The 17,004-nt window shown below is 64.7% G+C and carries 18 protein-coding genes; 4 read left to right on the top strand and 14 right to left on the bottom strand.

Going from position 1 to position 17,004, the window contains the following annotated elements; translation table 11 throughout:
• Positions 1–9: 9 nt before the first annotated feature.
• The 5 genes from phnE to JJ959_RS11045 form a co-directional block, all read right to left on the bottom strand.
• Positions 10–849 (bottom strand): phosphonate ABC transporter, permease protein PhnE, encoded by an 840-nt coding sequence (gene phnE / locus JJ959_RS11025; RefSeq protein WP_292883431.1) that lies wholly within the window; start codon positions 847–849, stop codon positions 10–12.
• 106 nt (positions 850–955) lie between these two features.
• Positions 956–1,870: a phosphonate ABC transporter substrate-binding protein gene (phnD, locus tag JJ959_RS11030; RefSeq protein WP_292883433.1), complete on the bottom strand. Its 915-nt coding sequence runs from the start codon at positions 1,868–1,870 to the stop codon at positions 956–958.
• A 55-nt stretch (positions 1,871–1,925) separates the two neighbouring features.
• A complete protein-coding gene (gene phnC / locus JJ959_RS11035; RefSeq protein ID WP_292883435.1) occupies positions 1,926–2,786 on the bottom strand; it encodes a phosphonate ABC transporter ATP-binding protein in 861 nt (286 codons plus the stop codon).
• A gap of 147 nt (positions 2,787–2,933) precedes the next feature.
• Positions 2,934–3,845, bottom strand: coding sequence for a phosphate/phosphite/phosphonate ABC transporter substrate-binding protein (phnD, locus tag JJ959_RS11040; RefSeq protein WP_292883437.1), 912 nt, complete (start codon positions 3,843–3,845; stop codon positions 2,934–2,936).
• 128 nt (positions 3,846–3,973) lie between these two features.
• Positions 3,974–4,879: a LysR family transcriptional regulator gene (locus tag JJ959_RS11045; protein ID WP_366816998.1), complete on the bottom strand. Its 906-nt coding sequence runs from the start codon at positions 4,877–4,879 to the stop codon at positions 3,974–3,976.
• Positions 4,880–5,005: 126 nt separating this feature from the next.
• Between JJ959_RS11045 and JJ959_RS11050 the strand changes: the two genes are divergently transcribed.
• Genes JJ959_RS11050 through JJ959_RS11060 form a run of 3 tightly spaced genes read left to right on the top strand, consistent with a single transcriptional unit; the run spans position 5,006 to position 7,271 of the window.
• Positions 5,006–5,437, top strand: a complete 432-nt coding sequence (locus JJ959_RS11050) for a DoxX family protein (protein WP_292883441.1) — start codon at positions 5,006–5,008, stop codon at positions 5,435–5,437.
• A gap of 15 nt (positions 5,438–5,452) precedes the next feature.
• Positions 5,453–6,238 (top strand): class III extradiol ring-cleavage dioxygenase, encoded by a 786-nt coding sequence (locus tag JJ959_RS11055; RefSeq protein WP_292883443.1) that lies wholly within the window; start codon positions 5,453–5,455, stop codon positions 6,236–6,238.
• Positions 6,141–7,271, top strand: a complete 1,131-nt coding sequence (locus JJ959_RS11060) for an NAD(P)-binding domain-containing protein (RefSeq protein ID WP_292883445.1) — start codon at positions 6,141–6,143, stop codon at positions 7,269–7,271. Before JJ959_RS11055 ends, JJ959_RS11060 begins: the two co-directional genes overlap by 98 nt.
• Positions 7,272–7,274: 3 nt before the next feature.
• On the opposite strand, the gene JJ959_RS11065 is transcribed toward JJ959_RS11060, so the two are convergent.
• The 9 genes from JJ959_RS11065 to ectA form a co-directional block, all read right to left on the bottom strand.
• A complete protein-coding gene (locus JJ959_RS11065; protein ID WP_292883447.1) occupies positions 7,275–8,456 on the bottom strand; it encodes an acyl-CoA dehydrogenase family protein in 1,182 nt (393 codons plus the stop codon).
• 57 nt (positions 8,457–8,513) lie between these two features.
• A complete protein-coding gene (locus JJ959_RS11070) occupies positions 8,514–9,785 on the bottom strand; it encodes an FAD-dependent oxidoreductase (RefSeq protein WP_292883449.1) in 1,272 nt (423 codons plus the stop codon).
• Between the two features lie 108 nt (positions 9,786–9,893).
• Positions 9,894–10,850: an ABC transporter ATP-binding protein gene (locus JJ959_RS11075; protein WP_292883451.1), complete on the bottom strand. Its 957-nt coding sequence runs from the start codon at positions 10,848–10,850 to the stop codon at positions 9,894–9,896.
• A 13-nt stretch (positions 10,851–10,863) separates the two neighbouring features.
• Complete coding sequence (locus JJ959_RS11080; RefSeq protein ID WP_292883453.1) at positions 10,864–11,286, bottom strand: DUF2177 family protein; 423 nt, start codon at positions 11,284–11,286, stop codon at positions 10,864–10,866.
• A 14-nt stretch (positions 11,287–11,300) separates the two neighbouring features.
• Complete coding sequence (locus JJ959_RS11085; RefSeq protein ID WP_292883455.1) at positions 11,301–12,113, bottom strand: formate/nitrite transporter family protein; 813 nt, start codon at positions 12,111–12,113, stop codon at positions 11,301–11,303.
• Between the two features lie 160 nt (positions 12,114–12,273).
• Complete coding sequence (locus JJ959_RS11090; protein WP_292883457.1) at positions 12,274–13,728, bottom strand: aspartate kinase; 1,455 nt, start codon at positions 13,726–13,728, stop codon at positions 12,274–12,276.
• Positions 13,729–13,770: 42 nt separating this feature from the next.
• Positions 13,771–14,169 carry an ectoine synthase gene (locus tag JJ959_RS11095; protein WP_292883459.1) on the bottom strand — a complete coding sequence of 133 codons (399 nt, stop codon included), beginning with the start codon at positions 14,167–14,169 and terminating at the stop codon, positions 13,771–13,773.
• Between the two features lie 44 nt (positions 14,170–14,213).
• The gene (ectB, locus tag JJ959_RS11100; protein WP_292883461.1) at positions 14,214–15,488 is read right to left on the bottom strand and encodes a diaminobutyrate--2-oxoglutarate transaminase; all 1,275 of its coding nucleotides are present in this window, start codon (positions 15,486–15,488) and stop codon (positions 14,214–14,216) included.
• 67 nt (positions 15,489–15,555) lie between these two features.
• The gene (gene ectA / locus JJ959_RS11105) at positions 15,556–16,110 is read right to left on the bottom strand and encodes a diaminobutyrate acetyltransferase (RefSeq protein ID WP_292883463.1); all 555 of its coding nucleotides are present in this window, start codon (positions 16,108–16,110) and stop codon (positions 15,556–15,558) included.
• A gap of 288 nt (positions 16,111–16,398) precedes the next feature.
• Here ectA and JJ959_RS11110 point away from each other — a divergent pair, with 288 nt between their 5' ends.
• Positions 16,399–16,881: a MarR family transcriptional regulator gene (locus JJ959_RS11110; protein WP_292883465.1), complete on the top strand. Its 483-nt coding sequence runs from the start codon at positions 16,399–16,401 to the stop codon at positions 16,879–16,881.
• Positions 16,882–17,004 lie beyond the last annotated feature (123 nt).

A 17,004-nucleotide genomic window follows, 5' to 3' on the forward strand; every position in this document is an offset into this window, starting at 1 on the left:
TCCCCTCTCCTATTTGAAATTCTCGGCGCCGACGAAATGACGGCGCAGATACGAGGACAGCTGGTCGATCGCGACGATCGAGAGGAACAGCATGAGGAAGAGCGCGGCGGTCTCGGCGCCCGCGCCCCAGCCGATCGCGCGGCTGAGTTCGGTGCCGATGCCGCCGGCGCCGACGAAGCCGAGAATGGCGGAGGCGCGCACGTTGATCTCGAAGCGCAGCAGGAAATAGCTGCTGTAGTTCGGCAGCACCTGCGGGATGACCCCGAAGCGCACGCGCTGGAGCCAGTTGCTGCCGGTGGCCTTGAGGCCTTCCAGCGGTTTCACGTCGATATTCTCGTTCACCTCGGAGAACAGCTTGCCGAGCGCGCCCGAGGTGTGGAAGGCGACGGCGATCGCCGCCGGAACCGGACTGGCGCCGAGCACGAAGATCAGGAAGAGGGCGATGATGAGTTCCGGGAAGGCGCGCATGATGTCCATCACGCGACGAACGGCCGGGATGATTACCGGCGGAACCTCGAGATTGCGGCTCGAGGCGAGCGACAGGATCGTCGCAAAGAGCGCGCCGATGATGGTGGCGACGGCGGCGATGTTCAGGGTCTCGATCAGCGCCGGCAGGAATCTCGGGAACAGCGCCCAGAATTCCCAGCCGTCGTCCCAGGCCTGGGAGACGATCTGTGCCGGGTAATCGAAGAATTTCAGCAGGCCCTGCAGGAACCCGCCCGAATTGAGCTGAGAGGCCTCGTGGTATCCGGAGACCACGACGGCGAGCAGCAGCGCGAGGGAGAGCCCGGTATAGAGCCTGCGCCGGCTCTCGAGCGCCCCAAGCTGGTTGCGCATCACGTCGACCATGGGAAATGCCCTGTCATGCGAGAGGCCCCTCGGGCCCGAAACCGTACCGGGACCGCGCCGAAGGGCGGTCCCGGCCTTGATCTGTCAGGAAGGCGGAACGCCTGCCTTACATCTTCGACTTGCGCGCCGCGATGATGACTTCGTAGGTCTCGTGCGTGACCGGCATCATGCCTTTGATCTCGCCGGCCATGAAGCTGTAGGCGCATTCCGGGTCGAGCGAGGACAGGCCGGCGATCAGGCCGGTGACCTTCACCTTGACGTCGGACGGCAGGTCCTTGCGCAGCACGACCGGGCCTTCCGGGATCACCTTGGACTTCCAGATCTGCACCAGCTGGGTCATGTCGACCAGGCCGGCATCGGCGGCCTTGCGCAGTGCGCCGCTGTTGTAGCCCTCTTCCCAGTTGCCAAGGCCGTCGGCCCAGGTCACGCCGGCATCGATGTCGCCGTTGGCGACCGCGACGATGGTCTGCTCGTGACCGCCGGTGAAGACGACTTCACCGAAATACTCGCCGCTCTTCATCGGGAAGCCGGCGGCCGGGATCTCGATCGACGGGATGAGGTAGCCAGAAGTCGAGTTCGGATCGCCGAAGCCGAACTTCTTGCCCTTCATGTCGTCGAGCGTCTTGATGCCGCTGTCGACGCGGGCGAAGCCGATCGAGTGATAGCCGATGGAACCGTCGACATTCACCTTGACCAGGACCGGCTCGACCGCTTCCGGGTCGGTCAGGTAGGTCTTGGCGTAACCGGACGCGCCGAGCCAGGCCATGTCCAGGTTGCGGCCGATCAGGCCCTCGATCACGCCGTTATAGTCGGCCGGCGCGAAGATCTTCGTCGGGACGCCGAGCAGCGCCTCGACCTTGGAGCGCACGCACTCGTTGGAGCGCAGGCGGTCGGACTGGTTCTCACCGCCGAGGATGCCGATGCGGAACTCGGAGATCTTGTCTTCGGCGTGCACGTCGGCGGCGCCGAACGCGGTCATGGCGACGGCCGCGGCCATCGCGAAATTGCGAACGAACTTCATCCCTAACTACTCCCTAGGTTGCAATTGCCCCACGGCCCGCGGCGACGGGCCGGTCTCACGCCGTGGCGGCATTCGCCTCAGCAACCTGGGCCCCCTGGCCCGCCGCTGAGGGATTGGATCGGGCGCGCCGGGGCGCGCCGCTGATGGAAATGCTGGTCGAGGTCACGGCCTCGTTGAGGCCCTCCTCGGCGCCGTAGATCTCGCGCGCGGCCTCCGGCGTCAGCGCGTCCGCCGGGCCGTCGAACACCACCCGGCCCTCGGCCATGCCGATCACCCGGTCGCAATAGGTGCGGGCGGTGTCGAGCGTATGCAGGTTGCACATGACGGTGATGCCGTCGCGGTCGTGGATTTCCCGGAGCGAGCCCATCACCACTTCCGCGCTCAGCGGATCGAGCGAGGCGATCGGCTCGTCGGCGAGAATGATCTTCGGCTGCTGCATCAGGCCGCGGGCGATGGCGACGCGCTGCTGCTGGCCGCCCGACAGGGTCTCGACCCGCTGCAGCGCGCGCTCCGCGAGGCCGAGCCGGTCCAGGGCAGCGAGAGCGTCGTCGATATCCTGCTGGGAAAAGATCTTGAACATGGAGCGCAGCGTGCCGTGCTGGTTCAGCCGGCCGAGCATGACATTGGTCACGACATCGAGGCGCGGCACCAGGTTGAACTGCTGGAAGATCATCGCGCAGTCCTTCTGCCAGCGCCGCTTGGCGTTGCCTTTCAGACTGAGCACGTCGGTGCCCTCGACGAAGATCTGTCCGGACGTCGCCGGGGTCAGCCGGTTGAACAGCCTGAGAAAGGTGGACTTGCCCGCGCCGGAGCGTCCGATCACGCCGATCATCTGCGGCTTGTCGACATTGAAGGTCACGGAATTGACCGCGACCATGTTTCCGAAAGCCTTGGTGACGTTCTTGAATTCGATCATGCCCCACTCCTGAATCTCGCGCCGTGCGGGGGCTCGCAAGAGCCCGCACCGCGAGAGAACCGACCGGGCGTTGGTATCAATGGAGCGGGTCGATCACGTGACTCTTTTGCTTCAGTTTCATGAAGCCAGCAGAGCCGGCGGCGACGTTCAGTTGCTCGCGACGGAGAGCGAAAGGCGCTTGTGATCGGCCTCGATGAAGGTCTCGTAGTCGCCGTGCGCGACCGGGAACAGCCCCGTGACCGGGCGCCCGAAAGCGGCGGCGAGGCAGTCCGGCGCACGCTTGCCGAGATCGAGAAGCCGGGCGGTGATGCTCTGCTTGATCGCTTCCGGCAGCGCCTTGCGCAGCACCAGGGGCCCGTTCGGCACCAGGTTCGAGCGCCAGATCTCGGAGAGCGATCCGCCCGCTTGCCGCCCGAACCGGGCAAGCGGCCCTGCCTCGGCCTCACCGCTGTCAAATACCCAGGTCACCGCGGCATCGATCGCGCCGCTTTCAAGGGCCGTCAGATTGGCCTGGTGTCCGCCACTGAACTGAATTGTCACCGCGTCGCTTTCGGCCTTGAAGCCATCCCGCGCGAGCGCGACGGATGGAACGAAGAATCCGGGCAGCGAGATCTGACCGGAGAAACCGATTTCCTTGCCTTTGACGGCGTCGAGCGTGGACAGATCCGACTCCGTGCGCACCAGCATGACGGCGCGGTAGCCTTTCGCACCGCCGCGTCCGACCGGGGCGAGCACGGGCTGGACCGCAGCGGCGCTGCTCCGCCAGACCGCGCTATAGCCCCGCGGGGAGAGCGAGGCGAGATCGACCTCGCCGGCGGTCAGCGCGTCCTGCAAGTGCTTTCCGGAGGCGAATGCATTGACGGTCACCGGCACGCCCAGTCCGTCGGCAAGCTCCTGCATCAGGCATTTCTGAGCGGCGAATCCGTTTTGCACCGACATGCCGCCCAGAATGCCGAGCTTCAGACCTTCCGCGGCCGGCGCCGGTCCGGAGAGCGTCAGTCCGGCAACCGCACCAGCTGCCACCGCCGCCGACATCGCACGCTTGAAAGCCTGTCGCATCGCCCTGTCCAATCCGTTCGGAACCGGCAGCATTCGACGCGCCGGTTCCCTTGTCGAGGGCTCGCACCATACAGGATCAGATTGACCGTTTGATGACGGTTAGGTTGCAGCCGCGTCCCGATTCGGCGTCAGACCGCGTTCCAGTCCGGACAGGCTTTGATCTCGGCCTCCGCCACTTCGATGAAGGCGCGCACCTTTCTCGAAAGATGGCGGTTCGCGAGATAGAGGGCCGAGATCGGCAGACGTTCTCCCTCGAACGCTTCGAGTACGGGCACGAGGTCGCCGCGGCGGATGTCCTCGTCGATGATATAGCTCGGAACGATGCCGATCCCTTCGCCGGAGAGGATCAGCTGACGAACCGCCGAGGCGCCGTTCACGCGCACCCGGTGATTGACGGTCACGGAAACGGTCTCCGTCCCGTCGCGAAAGTTCCACTGGCCCGGCGTGCGCCGGTTGGTGTCAAAGATGCAGCGGTGTTGAGCGAGATCGCGCGGATGCTCCGGAATGCTGTGCGACTCCAGATAGGATGGCGTCGCGCAGGCGATCAGCCGGGTCTCCCCCAGGCGCCGCGCGATCAGGGTCGAGTCCTGCAGCTTTCCGATTCTGATCGAGAGATCGATGCCCTCGTCGATCAGGGAGAGGTGCTGGTCCGTCAGGCGCAGGTCGAGCGTCACCTGGGGATTTGCGGTGAGATATTTTTCGACCGCGCCGAGGAGATGGGTCTCGCCGAAAGTCAGGGGAGCGGTCACCACCAGGTTGCCGGCCGGGCTGCCGCCCTCATCCCGCATGACGGCTCGAAGCTCGTCGTAATCCTCCACCAGCCGGGTGCAGCGGGGCAGGAAAGCCCGGCCGCTCTCGGTCAGCGTGACGACCCGCGTCGTCCGGTTCAGCAGGAGGACGCCGAGTTCGTCCTCCAGCGCCCGGATATTCTTGCTCACATTCTGCGCACTCGTCCCGAGGCGCTCGGCGGCCTTGGAAAAAGACATGGTCGCCGCCACCGCAGCAAAGAAGCGCATCTGCCCGATCGAATCCATACTGACAACATATCGTTTACAATCATTCAATAAAAGCGATGCTTATAACTTATTGATGTCACAATTAAGTCTCGGGTCATCGACGGCGCACGCTCCTGCCGTCTCCGATATGGAAAGGACGACCCGATGACCAACACCTCCAATGCGGACTACGCCGCGCTCATTCTTCGTGTCTCTCTCGGCGTGCTCTTCATCGCCCATGGCGCGCTCAAGCTCTTCGTCTTCACCCCGGCCGGCACCGTCGGCTTCTTCGAGAGCCTCGGCCTGCCGGCTATCTTCGCGTACCTCACGATCCTCGCCGAACTCGGCGGCGGCGCGGCCCTGATCGCCGGTTTCGCTACCCGTCTGGTCTCCATCGCCACCCTGCCGATCCTGCTCGGCGCGGTCTTCATGGTCCACGGCGCCAACGGCTGGCTCTACACCAACCCGAACGGCGGCTGGGAGTTTCCGGCGTTCTGGGCAGTGACCCTGGTGGTGCAGGCCCTGCTCGGCGACGGTGCCTATGCACTCAAGACCCCGCGCCTGCTCGCCCTTCAGCCGGCAACCGCGAGCGAGTAAGGTCACGAGATGGCAATGCAGCCCAGCCTCTTCCTCCCGCACGGCGCACCCGACCTGTTGCTGACCGACCATCCCGCCAAAAGGTTCATGGCGGAGCTCGGCAGCCGGGTCGGCCGCCCGGAGGCGATCCTGGTCGTCTCGGCGCACTGGGAAAGCCCGCGCCTCGCGCTGACATCGGCGGAGGCACCGGAGACCGTGCACGACTTCTACGGCTTCCCGAAGGAACTCTATGACTTCCGCTACCCGGCGAAAACCGACGCGGCGGTCAGCCGCCGCACCATCGAACTGCTGGCCGATCTCGGTCATGCAGTGGAAGCGGATGCGACGCGTGGCTTCGATCATGGCGCCTGGGTGCCGCTGCTGCTGGCCTTCCCCGATGCCAATATTCCGGTGATCCAGCTTTCCCTGCTGGAAGGCGGGACCGCTCGCCAGCATTTCGAGATCGGCCAGGCCCTCGCCCCGCTGCGCGAGGACGGCGTCCTGATCGTCGGCTCCGGTTCGGTGACGCACAACCTCCGGGCGCTCGGACCGGAAGGTGTCCGGCCGCCGGACTGGGCGACCGGGTTCGACGATTTCGTCTCGCTTGCCGTCGAACGCGGCGACTGGGACGCGCTGATGCGGTTCCCCGATGCTCCGGCGAGCGCGCAGCGGGCCCATCCGACACCGGAGCATTTCCTGCCCTTCTTCGTCGCGGCGGGCGCCGGTGCAGCGCATCAGGGCACCTTGCTGCACCGGAGTTTCAGCCACGGCTCCATCAGCATGGCCGCCTTCTCCTTCGGCGAGGGCCGGCTGGCAGCCTGACCCGTCCCGGCGGCATCCGTGCCGCCCGAGCCATACTGCATGCCCGCCCGGTCACCTTCCCGCCGGGCGGGTATTGCCGTTAGGCTGGCCCGCAGAAAAACAATCGATCCAGGGAAGGACGCTCACAGACATGGAAAAGATCGGATTCATCGGCCTCGGCGACATGGGCGGTCCGCTCGCGCGCAATCTGAAGGCCTCCGGCGCGGACATGATCGTCTATGACATCAATCCGAAGGCCGTGGCTGCGTTGAAAGCCAAGGGCGCGGAGGCCGCCTCCTCCGTCGCGGAGGTCGCCAAAGCCGCCGATATCGTCATCACCGTGCTGCCGGCCTCGCAGCATGTCCGCGAAGTCGTGCTCGGCCCGGGCGGCGTGCTGGAAAACGCCAAGCCCGGCACGCTGGTCATGGACATGAGCACCATCGATCCCGAGACCACGGACGAGCTCTCAAGGAAACTGGTCGAAGCCGGTCTCGCCTTCGTCGACTCGCCCATCGGCCGTACCGTCGAGTTCGCCGAGCGCGGCGAGTCGCTCTTCATGGTCGGCGCCAGCAGCAACGATTTCGGCCGGGTGAAGCCCTCTCTCGAAGGCATGGGCTCCGTCATCCACCATTGCGGCGGCCCGGGCACCGGGATCCGCACCAAGCTGGTGAACAACTTCCTCGCCATCTCTCAGAACCAGCTTAGTGCCGAGGCCATCGCGCTGGCGACCGCCCTCGGGCTCGAGCTGGAACAGACCCTGACCGTGGTGAACGGTACCACCGCCACCAACGGCTCGCTCACCCTCGGCTGGCCGAACAAGGTGCTGAAGGGCGATATCGAGCCGGGCTTCAAGATCGACCTCGCGCTGAAGGATCTCTCCCTCATCATGGAGGCGGCGAAGGGCAAGAAACTGCCGATGATGATGGGTGCCGCGGCGAAGGAAGCCCTCACCATCGCCACCACCGGCCTCGGCATGGGCGAGAAGGACTTCTCCGGCCTGCTGCACGCCCAGTGCAAGCTCGGCGGCCTGACGCCGCCGAAGCTGAAAGGCTAGATCTCAGACGCCGCCGGTTGCCGCCCGCTTGAGTGCCTTGCGGGCGAGCGACCAGCGGTGCACCTCCGACGGTCCGTCATAGATGCGGAAACCGCGGACCTCGCGGAAGATCCGCTCGACCGGCAGGTCCGCGCTGGTACCGGAGCCGCCTAGGATCTGCACAGCGTTGTCGACGATCCGCCAGATCGCTTCCGAGCACTGCACCTTGGCCATGGAACTCTCCTCGGCCGCGGTCTCGCCCTGATCAAGCAGCCATGCGGCCTGCATCAGCGAGAGCCGGGCCGTCCTGATGTCCATCTCGTTGTCCGCCAGCATGAAGCCGACGCCCTCGTGCTTGCCGAGCGGCTGGCCGAAGACGACGCGCTTGTTGGCATAGGCGAGCGCGGTGTCGTGCGCCCGGCGGGCCGCGCCGAGCCAGCGCATGCAGTGGGTCAGGCGCGCGGGTGCAAGCCGGACCTGGGCCTGCTTGAAGCCCTGGCCGGGCGCCCCCAGCACGTCCGACTGATCGACCTTCAGACCCTCGAACTCCATCTCCCAGTGCCCGCCGGCGAAGGCGGTGTCGAGCGTGTCCATCTGGCGCACAAGCTTGATGCCCGCCCGGTCGCTCGGAACGATGAACATGGTCGCCTTGCCGTCCTCGGGCCCGCCCTCGATCTTCGCCATGATGATGGTGAACTCGGCGCCCTCGGCCCCGGTGATGAACCATTTCCGGCCGTTGATCACATAGCCGTTGCCGTCCACCTTCGCCGTCGTCGCCAGCAGCGACGGATCGGCGCCGGCACCATCCGGCTCGGTCATCGCGAAGCAGGAGCGCGCGCCCTTCGCCAGCGGTGCCAGGAACTGCTCGCGCTGGGAGGGATTGGCAGCGACTTCAAGGAGATGCGTGTTGCCCTCGTCCGGCGCGCCGCAATGCAGCGCGGTCGGGCCGAGCAGCGAATAGCCCGCTTCCTCGAAGACGAAGGCCCGCTCCAGATGGCCGAGGCCGAGGCCGCCGAACTCCTTCGGGGCATGCGGCGCGAAGACGCCGGAGGCGCGGCCGAGATCGGTCAGCTCTCGGCGCAGATCCTCGGTCGGCCCGTGCTCGGTCCAGCGCGGGTCCTTTTCGAACGGGATCACCTTCTCCCGGATGAAGTTCCGGGTCTTTTCCGCGAGGTCCGCGATATGCGGCGGCGTCGAGAATTCCATGTCTAAAGTCCTCCCTGCCCTCTGCGGGCACGTTATTCTATCAAGTCCGCGCGTCTGTCAGGTGCGGCGATTTCGACCGAAGCGGTCCGGCGCGTAGGGTGCCAGGTCGAGGTTCGGCTTCTTGCCGGAAATCAGCTGGGCCAGGATCCGCCCCGTCTTGGGTCCGCCCGTCAAGCCGACATGCTGGTGCCCGAAGCCGAGCCAGGCGCCTTTGAGAGATGGAATCTCGCCGATCACCGGAATGGAATCCGTCGGCGCCGGGCGATGGCCCATCCAGGTGGTTTCCTCTTTGTAGGTCAGGCCCGGCAGCGCCTGGCGGACCGATCGCCGCAGCAGATCAAGCGGCGCCGCGGACGGTCCGGCCTCGAGGCCGCCGAACTCGACCACGCCCGCGGCCCTGAGACGACCGTCCATCGGCGTCAGCAGGAACTTGCCCGACGCGACCGCGACCGGCGTCGTGGGCATCGCCGACGGCTCCCAGAATTCGAGATGGTAGCCGCGCTCGCTTTCCAGCGGCATATCGAGACCGAGACCGCCGAGCAGACGCCCCGACCAGGCGCCGAGCGCCACTACGACCTCGTCGCCCGCAATCGTCTCGCCACCCGCCCGAACGCCGGTCGCCCGGCCGTTCTCGCGGGTGATTTCCGAGACCTCCGCCTTCACCAGCTTACCGCCGCCTGCTTCGAGATGCGCCGCCAGCGCCTTTACATAGGCGCCCGGATCGGAGATCCGCCCATGGTCCAGGAAGCGGACGCCATAGCCGAAACGCTCCCCGAAGACCGGTTCCCGCGCCTGCACCACTGCCGTGTCCAGTTCCTCGAAGCGGAAGCCGTGCGCCTTGCGGATCGACCAGGCGAAGGAGTCGCCGTCGAAATGCGCCCTGTCGTCATAGGCGACGAGATAGTCGGAAGGGTGGATGTATTTCTCCGCCCCGGTCCCGGCCGCGAGCGCCTGGTGATCGTTGACGCAGTCGCCGATGATCGGCACCAGCGCCGCAGCGATCCGCCGGGCGTCGTCGGCATTGGCATGGGAGAGATAGCGCAGCAGCCAGGGCAGCAGCTTCGGCAGGTAGGACCAGCGCAGGAAAAGCGGCTGGTCAGGATCGAACAGCATCTTCGGCGCCTTGGCGATCAGCCCCGGGCCGGTGACCGGCACGATGGATCCGGACGCGAGCAGGCCCGCATTGCCGTAACTCGTTCCGCCCGCCGGCCCCTCCCGGTCGATCAAGGTGACGTCATGCCCGTCGCGCTGGAGCCATATCGCTGTCGAGACGCCGACAATCCCGGCCCCGACGACGATCACATGCTTCTTCGCCACATCTCCATCCATGACCAACAGTTCCGCCCCCGATGCCCAATCCGCAGGGTCCCCTGCCCCGCGCGAGCGGATCGTAGGAGGTCGTGCGGGCGGTGTGAAGATGCCGTTCGGGAACGGGCATCATACGTGCGCGCGCATCCATTCCGCGATCAGCGCGTGCTTGACCGAGGTCTGCGCGTAGAGCCGGTAATAGGCGATCAGTTCGCGGAGCGGGTCGGACATCTTTGCAAAACCGGAAATGAAGGCGACGACGACGCCGATCTCGGTTTCCCCCTCGACCACCATCCAGCCGCCGATCACCAGCACCAGCAACGGCGCCAGGGCGTTCAGGAAGTTGATCAGCGCCTTGCTGACGAACTTCCAGAGGAAGTACAGCATCCGGTTCCTGAAGAGCGCCGCGTTCTGATCGCCGAACGTCCCGTCAGGGTCACACCCTCCGGCCGCCACGACGTCGCTCAGCGCACGCAGACGTTCGACCCGTTCCTCGATCAGGGCATTCAGCTTGCGCTGGATCATCGGAACGATGATGACCTGCGGACCGAGAAACCCTATGCAGACGAGCGCGATCATCGGCTCCACGACGGTCATGTAGGTGCTTACCGCGACCAGAATGCCGATCTGGGCCGCGGGATCCGAGAAGCCGTCGCCGACGAACCCGCCGACCGACTCGATCTCGTTGATCACGATGGAGACCTTGGTGCCGTTGCCGTCACCACCGGTCTCGCGCTCCTCTCCACCGAAACTCTCGAGATGGGCCCGGCAATAGTTGATCGCACTTTCGGCCAGCCAGCCCTGGTAGAGCTTGAGCCCAAGTTTGAAGCACGCGCTGGCCAGGATCGCCCCGAGAAACAGAAGCGCCAGCGACAGAAAGAGCTCCTTGTCGGACTGCATCAATGCGTCATCGATGATCCGGCGCTGCAGTTCGAGCGGAACGACGGTCAGTCCCGCCACCAGCAGCGCAAGCCCGACCACGACGAATTGGTGGAAACCGCTCATCCGCCAGACGAAGGCCGGGAGCGTGCGGGCCGGCTCGTTGTCTCCCGTGGAGGAAATCCGGAGCGGTGTGCGAAACAGCAAGGCGGTGTCCTCTCTAGCCGGAGCGCCCCGGCGGGCCATTTCGAAAGCCCGCCGCGAGCGCGCCGGCAGCAGCCGAAAGACCCGTGACCACCGCCCCCCACGCCATGTCGACGATGCTCATGAAAAGCGGCCAGTCCTTGAGAGTGGCGAGATTGGTGAGGTCATAGGCGCCATAGGCGAGGAGGCCGAGGAGCGCGCCGCGGAATGCGGCTGTCCTTGCCGGGAGTCGGCCGGTCCCGGGGCGGACGGCGAAATAGACGATGCCGGCCGCATAGGCGGCGTAGAAGATCGCGGCGGGCAGCACATCTATCGGCTGCTTCAACAGCGGCCCGAGCGCCGCGGCATAGAAGTCCGATGCAATCAGGCCGAGCCAGACGAAATCAAGCAGCAGGAAGCATGCAAGCACGGCCAGGTAGACGGCGAGGATCGTTTTCATAACACCCCCAGAGATCAGAGTTCGCGCGAGACCTGCGCGTAGGAGATGAACCCGAACAGCACGGTGCCGCCGATGATGTTCCCGATCAGCGCCGGAACGATGAAGCCGAAAATCGCGGCGGAGATACCAAGCTGCCCGGCGAGGATCAGCGCCGAGATCTCCATCGTGCCGGCGATCACATGGGCGAAGCCGCAGAGCGCGATCACATAGGTAACGACGAAAACGACGAAGAACTTGCTGCTCTCGGTATTGGCGAGCACCCAGACAAGGGCCGCGATGAGAAACCCTGCGCCGATCCCCTTCACGACCGTCACCATGAAGCCGTCATGCGCGACATGCCGTCCGAGTTCGAGGATCCCCGTCTTCGCCTCGGGCGAGATCGCCGGTGTCAGCATCGCGAAGGCGGCGAACAGGAAGGCACCGGCGAGATTGGCCGAGAGAACGATCGACCAGTTCCGGCCGAGCGCGGCGAAATTGCTGCGGGTCGGGTGCTTGCAGATCGACAGGACCGGCGTGATCGTATTCTCCGTGAAGAGCTGGAGGCGTCCGAGCACGACCAGGACGAAGCCGACCGTGTAGCCCATGTCCGCGACCAGCGGCGTCCAGGCGGCGTCTTTCGGAAGGTGCCCGATCATGACCGCTTCGGTGACGACGGAAAACCCGAGGGCGAGACCCGCTGCTAGTCCCGACCACATGAGGGAGAAGGCCGGACGCCGGAGTTCCTCCTGACCGCTTTCGCTGACCACCCGGAAGGTCTCCTCGGAGGTCAACGGCCGGTGCTCGTCGACGATCTCTTTCGTGTCTGACTTTCCGCTGCTGTCACTCATTCCGGTTGTCCGAACAGTTGAAGGGGCAGGCAAACATCAACGGGCGAGAGCCGAAATGGTTCCGCAGCGGCCCCAAAAGACAGAAGCCGGGATCCCTGGAGATCCCGGCTTCTGTTGTCTCTTGCGGTCCTGTCTGCGGCAGGACGGGCTGTCGGACGGGTCAGGCCGCTTCGCGCTCCTGTCCCGCAGACGCATCCGTCTCGACCAGAGCCTCGTGCAGCACTGCGATCGCCTCCTCGAAACGGTTCTCCTCAAGGACGAACATCATGTCGACCTTGCGGGAGAGGCGCTGAAGTCCGAGCACCTCGATGCCGGCGTCGGCCAGCGCAGTGAGCGCCTTCGCCTCCAGGCCGGGCACCGCCATGTCGCTGCCGATCGCGGAGACGATGGCGACCGTCCGGGTCGAGATTTCCGCCGTCGGAAAGGTTTCGCTGAGATCCGCAATCACCCGTTTCACGGCCTTCTTCGAGCCGCCGAGATAGTGGGTGATGGTATTGGCGTTCGAGCTCTTGGTGATGATGCGGACATTGTGCCGCTTCAGCGCGTCGAGGATGCCGGTATCGTAGCCCTTCACGCCGACCATCTCCTGTTCGAAAAACTCGAGCAGATGCACATCCTTCAAGCCGGTCACGATCTCGACGCGCGGCGCGTCCGACACGTAATCGCCGTAGAACATCGTACCCGGGTCCGCCGGGTCGAAGGTATTGCGGACGCGCAGCGGAATATCGGCCTGGCGGAGACCCTTCGCCGCATTCGGATGGACCGCTTCCATGCCCATGTTGGAAAGCTGGTCGGCCACGTCGTAGTTGGTCTGGCCGATGGTCCGCACCTTGTCTGCCCCGACCATCTTCGGATCGGCGCTCGAAAGGTGGAACTCCTTGTGGATGACCGCCTCGTGCGCCCCGGTCACCACCGCGAGGCGCGAGAAGGTCACCTCGGTGTAGCCGCGGTCGAAGCGCCGCACCATGCCGTCCACGCAATGGGCGTAACCGGTCACGATCGGCAGTTCGCGGGAGAAATCGATCCCGTCGAGCGCACCGGCAATCCGTTCGTCCAGAGTCGGATTGCTGTCGTCACGCCACCCCGTCAGATCGACGAAAACGGCGCTCAGACCATGGTCCTTCAGCAGAAGAGTCGTGTTGAAGGCACTGTGCGCCTCTCCGAGCCCGGCGAGCATCTCGCGTACGGTCTCCAGATGCCGGTCGAGCCGGAAATGGCCGTGCGTGCAGAGCCGCTGCAGATCGAGCAGACAGGTCCGGACGCCCTCGATGCGGTCGCGGACGAAACCGTCCGCCAGCCGTCGCGAAGCCGGATCCTCCAGCACGTCGGCATTCTTGGCGATCATGTCGTCTCCGAGCGCGGTCAGCGCATCGCCCCAGGCCCAGTCGGACTCGGCCCCGGCATATTGCGCGAATACACCCGCGGCGCCGGTCTTCTTGTGCTCCAGCAGCTTGTCGGTCATCCCGGCATAGGCAGAGACCACGAAGATCCTGTTGTACGGATCCGCGTCGCTGTGCTCGCGCAGGAAGACGTTCTTCAGGACGGCGTCGGTATTGGCGATCGACGTTCCGCCGATCTTCTCCACCGTGTGACGGGGCGAGACTGGCTCAAGCATGGTTACTCCAATTAATTTCTCAGTGCGCGGAGCGCGGCCCGGTCAGGCCGCGTCGTCCACATCGGCGGCGTAGGCGCCGTCCTCGTCATGCACTTCCCGGCCGGAGACCGGCGGATTGAAGCAGCAGGCGACGACCATGCCCTCGGGCCCGCCGCGCAGGATGTGCCGGTCGTGCTGGTCGAGCGCATACATCGTGCCGACCTTGATCTCGTGGGTCTCGCCCTTTGCGATATCCGTGATCGAGCCGCCACCGGAGACGCAAAAGACCGACTCGAAATGGTTCTTGTATTCGAACTCGTGCTCCGAGTTCGGGAAGATCGTCGTGATGTGGAAGCTGAAGCCCATCTTGTCGTCCTTCAGCAGCATCCGGACGCTTTCCCAGCCTTCGGTCACCACGTGGCGTTCGGTATCGCGGCACTCTTCGTATGTACGAACAATCATCTGTCTTTCCAGTATCTTTCAGGTTTCGTCAGGCGCGCGCCAAATCAGGCCGCGGCGGCGCCGTTTTTCGCCGTCACCGCATCCATGGACTTCGCGAGGATATCGAGGCCGCGCTCGAACAGGCTGAGCTCGATGGTCAGCGGCGCCAGGATCTTCACCACTTCGCCATGGGCGCCCGAGGTCTCGATGATCAGGCCGCGCTTGAAGCATTCTGCGCAGATCTCGTCCGCAAGCTCGCCCGAGCCGACATCAATGCCGCGGAACATGCCGCGCCCCTTGACCGTACCGCCGTGCTTCGCGGCGAGAGCGGTCAGACGCTCCTCGAGAAAGTCCGCCTTGACCTCGACCTTCTGCGAGAAGCTGCTGTCGGACCAGAACTTCTCCAGCGCGACGCGGGCCGTCACGAAGGCGTGGTTGTTGCCCCGGAAGGTGCCGTTGTGCTCCGCCGGGCCCCAGATATCGAGATCCGGGTGCAGCAGGGTCATGGCAAACGGCAGGCCCATGCCGGAGAGTGATTTCGCCATGGTCACGATATCCGGGCAGATGCCGAGCTTCTCGAACGAGAAGAAGGTCCCGGTCCGGCCGCAGCCGGCCTGGATGTCGTCGACGATCAGCAGCGAGCCGTGCTCGCGGGCGACCCTCTCGACGGTCTGCAGCCATTCGGCACTGGCCTCGTTGAGACCGCCCTCGCCCTGAACCGTCTCCAGGATGAAGGCCGCCGGCGGCTCGTAACCGCTGGACGGGTTGTTCAACAGTTCCTCGAGCACCTTGCCGCTGTCGATATCGTCGCCGAGCGCACGGTCGTAGGGCATGCGGTCCACACCCTCGAGCGGGCGGGACGCGCCCTTGCGGTGATAGCCGTTGCCGGTGCAGGCGAGCGCGCCGAGCGTCACGCCGTGGAACCCGTTGGTGAAGGCCACGATACGATCCCGGCCGGTCACCTTGCGGGCCAGCTTCAGGGCCGCCTCGACGGCGTTGGCACCGGTCGGGCCTGTGAACTGGACGCGATAGTTCATCTCCCGCGGCTTCAGGATGTAGTCGTTGAAGGCCTGCAGGAAGGCGCCCTTCGCATCGGTATGGAAATCGAGCCCGTGGGCGATGCCGTCGCTGGAGATGTAGTCAAGCAGCGCCTGCTTCATGTCGGGGTCGTTATGGCCGTAGTTCAACGAGGAGCAGCCGGCAAGGAAATCGATATAGGTCTTGCCGTCCGCATCGGTGATTTCGGCACCCGTGGCGGAGGTGAAAGTGGTCGGAAACGAGCGGCAATAGCTGCGCACGTTGGATTCGGTATTTTCATAAACGGAGAGATCAACAGTCATGACGAGTCCTTTCGACTTCATGTCCTGGCAGAGAAAGTCAGTTGTGAGAATTGAGCCGGGGGCCGGGTCAGGCGGCGGTAGCCATGTCCCCGGTCTCGATCGGGCCGATCCGGCAGAGATATTCCGTAGCGTGCTCGCCATCGAAATGGTCGTCGCGGCGGAAGTGGGGCCGCTCGGTCAGATCGCCGTCGAACTCCGACGCGATCGAGCGAAAGAGACCCCATGAGGCATCGTTGTCGCGCGTGATCGTACTCTCGATATGGGAGACGTCTTCACAGGCGTCACGCTCGAGCAGAGCTTTCAACATCGACTTGGCGAGCCCGCGGCCGCGCATCTTCGGCGCCACGGCGACCTGCCAGACGAAAAGCGTGCCCTGCTTCGACGGCGGCAGGTAGGCCGACACCCAGCCGACAACTTCATCGTCATGCTCGGCAACGATGCAGGTGTCGGCAAAGTGCGTGCATTGCAACAGGTTGCAATACATCGAATTGTCGTCGAGCGCGTCCAGGTCGCCGATGAGGCGCCACACGGCCGCGCCGTCTTCCGAGGTCGGTTTTCGAAAACGGACGCCGCCGGCCATCGCCGGACCCGCGGCAAGCTCTTTTGAAATCTCTATACGCATGGATGCCCCCGTTGCAGCAATCGCGGTTTACTTAGTTAGCCTAACTAATTAAGTCAACAAAAGTTCCATATGGCTCGAATTTTTTTGGCGAAATTCTCGGAAACAAATATCGAGAATAAAATATTTTTCCTCAGAATCCCTGCATCGCGCGCTGGAACCACGCTTTGAAAATAACCATCGATTCGAAACAAACCGGCCCAAAGCAGCTTCAAATTCATTCGTATATGAAACTAATTTGATTTTTCCCGCTTGGCGACCGTGTCCAACTCGTCTACCGGTTTGAACACGATGACGGAAAACCGCTCACAACACGCCCTGATCGTCCTGCGCCGGATCCTGCGGGCGACGGAGAATCGCGCCCGTACATTGTCGCGCCAGTCCGGCCTGACCGCCTCGCAACTACTCCTCCTGCAGACACTCGAAGACGAAGGCGAATGCACCGCAGGAAGGATTGCGGCCCGGCTCGGCATCACCCAGGCGACGACGACCTCACTGGTGCAGAAGCTCGAAGCCAAGGGGCTGGTCATCCGGAAACGGGGCGATACCGACAGGCGGACGGTCTGGCTCGCCCTCAGCGACTCCGGCCGCACCAAGCTGGCCGAAGCGCCCGACAGCTTGCAGGAGCTGTTCAGCCAGCGCTTCGAGAAGCTGGACGACTGGGAGCAGATGATGCTGATGGCCAGCCTCGAGCGGGTCGCATCCATGCTGGATGCCGAAGAGATCGACGCCTCTCCCGTGCTCGATATCGGCGCCCTCGACAGGGAAGCCTGACCAGGACGGCGCAAATCCAATCCGCCGGTATCCAATTCGACCGAAAGAGAATCCCGCGCGCACGCTGCGCGCGCCCGCGAGCTACAGCTCATGCAGCCCCTTGTTTTTTCGGGCCTGTTCGGT

Source organism: Nisaea sp. (assembly GCF_017640745.1).
In the GTDB taxonomy this organism is placed as follows: Bacteria; Pseudomonadota; Alphaproteobacteria; order Thalassobaculales; family Thalassobaculaceae; genus Nisaea.

Excerpts from the sequence above, each read along its gene's own strand:
- phnE (WP_292883431.1), bottom strand. The coding sequence starts at position 849 with ATGGTCGACGTGATGCGCAACCAGCTTGGGGCGCTCGAGAGCCGGCGC.
- phnD (WP_292883433.1), bottom strand. The coding sequence starts at position 1,870 with ATGAAGTTCGTTCGCAATTTCGCGATGGCCGCGGCCGTCGCCATGACC.
- phnC (WP_292883435.1), bottom strand. The coding sequence starts at position 2,786 with ATGATCGAATTCAAGAACGTCACCAAGGCTTTCGGAAACATGGTCGCG.
- phnD (WP_292883437.1), bottom strand. The coding sequence starts at position 3,845 with ATGCGACAGGCTTTCAAGCGTGCGATGTCGGCGGCGGTGGCAGCTGGT.
- JJ959_RS11045 (WP_366816998.1), bottom strand. The coding sequence starts at position 4,879 with ATGGATTCGATCGGGCAGATGCGCTTCTTTGCTGCGGTGGCGGCGACC.
- JJ959_RS11050 (WP_292883441.1), top strand. The coding sequence starts at position 5,006 with ATGACCAACACCTCCAATGCGGACTACGCCGCGCTCATTCTTCGTGTC.
- JJ959_RS11055 (WP_292883443.1), top strand. The coding sequence starts at position 5,453 with ATGCAGCCCAGCCTCTTCCTCCCGCACGGCGCACCCGACCTGTTGCTG.
- JJ959_RS11065 (WP_292883447.1), bottom strand. The coding sequence starts at position 8,456 with ATGGAATTCTCGACGCCGCCGCATATCGCGGACCTCGCGGAAAAGACC.
- JJ959_RS11070 (WP_292883449.1), bottom strand. The coding sequence starts at position 9,785 with ATGGATGGAGATGTGGCGAAGAAGCATGTGATCGTCGTCGGGGCCGGG.
- JJ959_RS11080 (WP_292883453.1), bottom strand. The coding sequence starts at position 11,286 with ATGAAAACGATCCTCGCCGTCTACCTGGCCGTGCTTGCATGCTTCCTG.
- JJ959_RS11085 (WP_292883455.1), bottom strand. The coding sequence starts at position 12,113 with ATGAGTGACAGCAGCGGAAAGTCAGACACGAAAGAGATCGTCGACGAG.
- JJ959_RS11090 (WP_292883457.1), bottom strand. The coding sequence starts at position 13,728 with ATGCTTGAGCCAGTCTCGCCCCGTCACACGGTGGAGAAGATCGGCGGA.
- JJ959_RS11095 (WP_292883459.1), bottom strand. The coding sequence starts at position 14,169 with ATGATTGTTCGTACATACGAAGAGTGCCGCGATACCGAACGCCACGTG.
- ectB (WP_292883461.1), bottom strand. The coding sequence starts at position 15,488 with ATGACTGTTGATCTCTCCGTTTATGAAAATACCGAATCCAACGTGCGC.
- ectA (WP_292883463.1), bottom strand. The coding sequence starts at position 16,110 with ATGCGTATAGAGATTTCAAAAGAGCTTGCCGCGGGTCCGGCGATGGCC.
- JJ959_RS11110 (WP_292883465.1), top strand. The coding sequence starts at position 16,399 with ATGACGGAAAACCGCTCACAACACGCCCTGATCGTCCTGCGCCGGATC.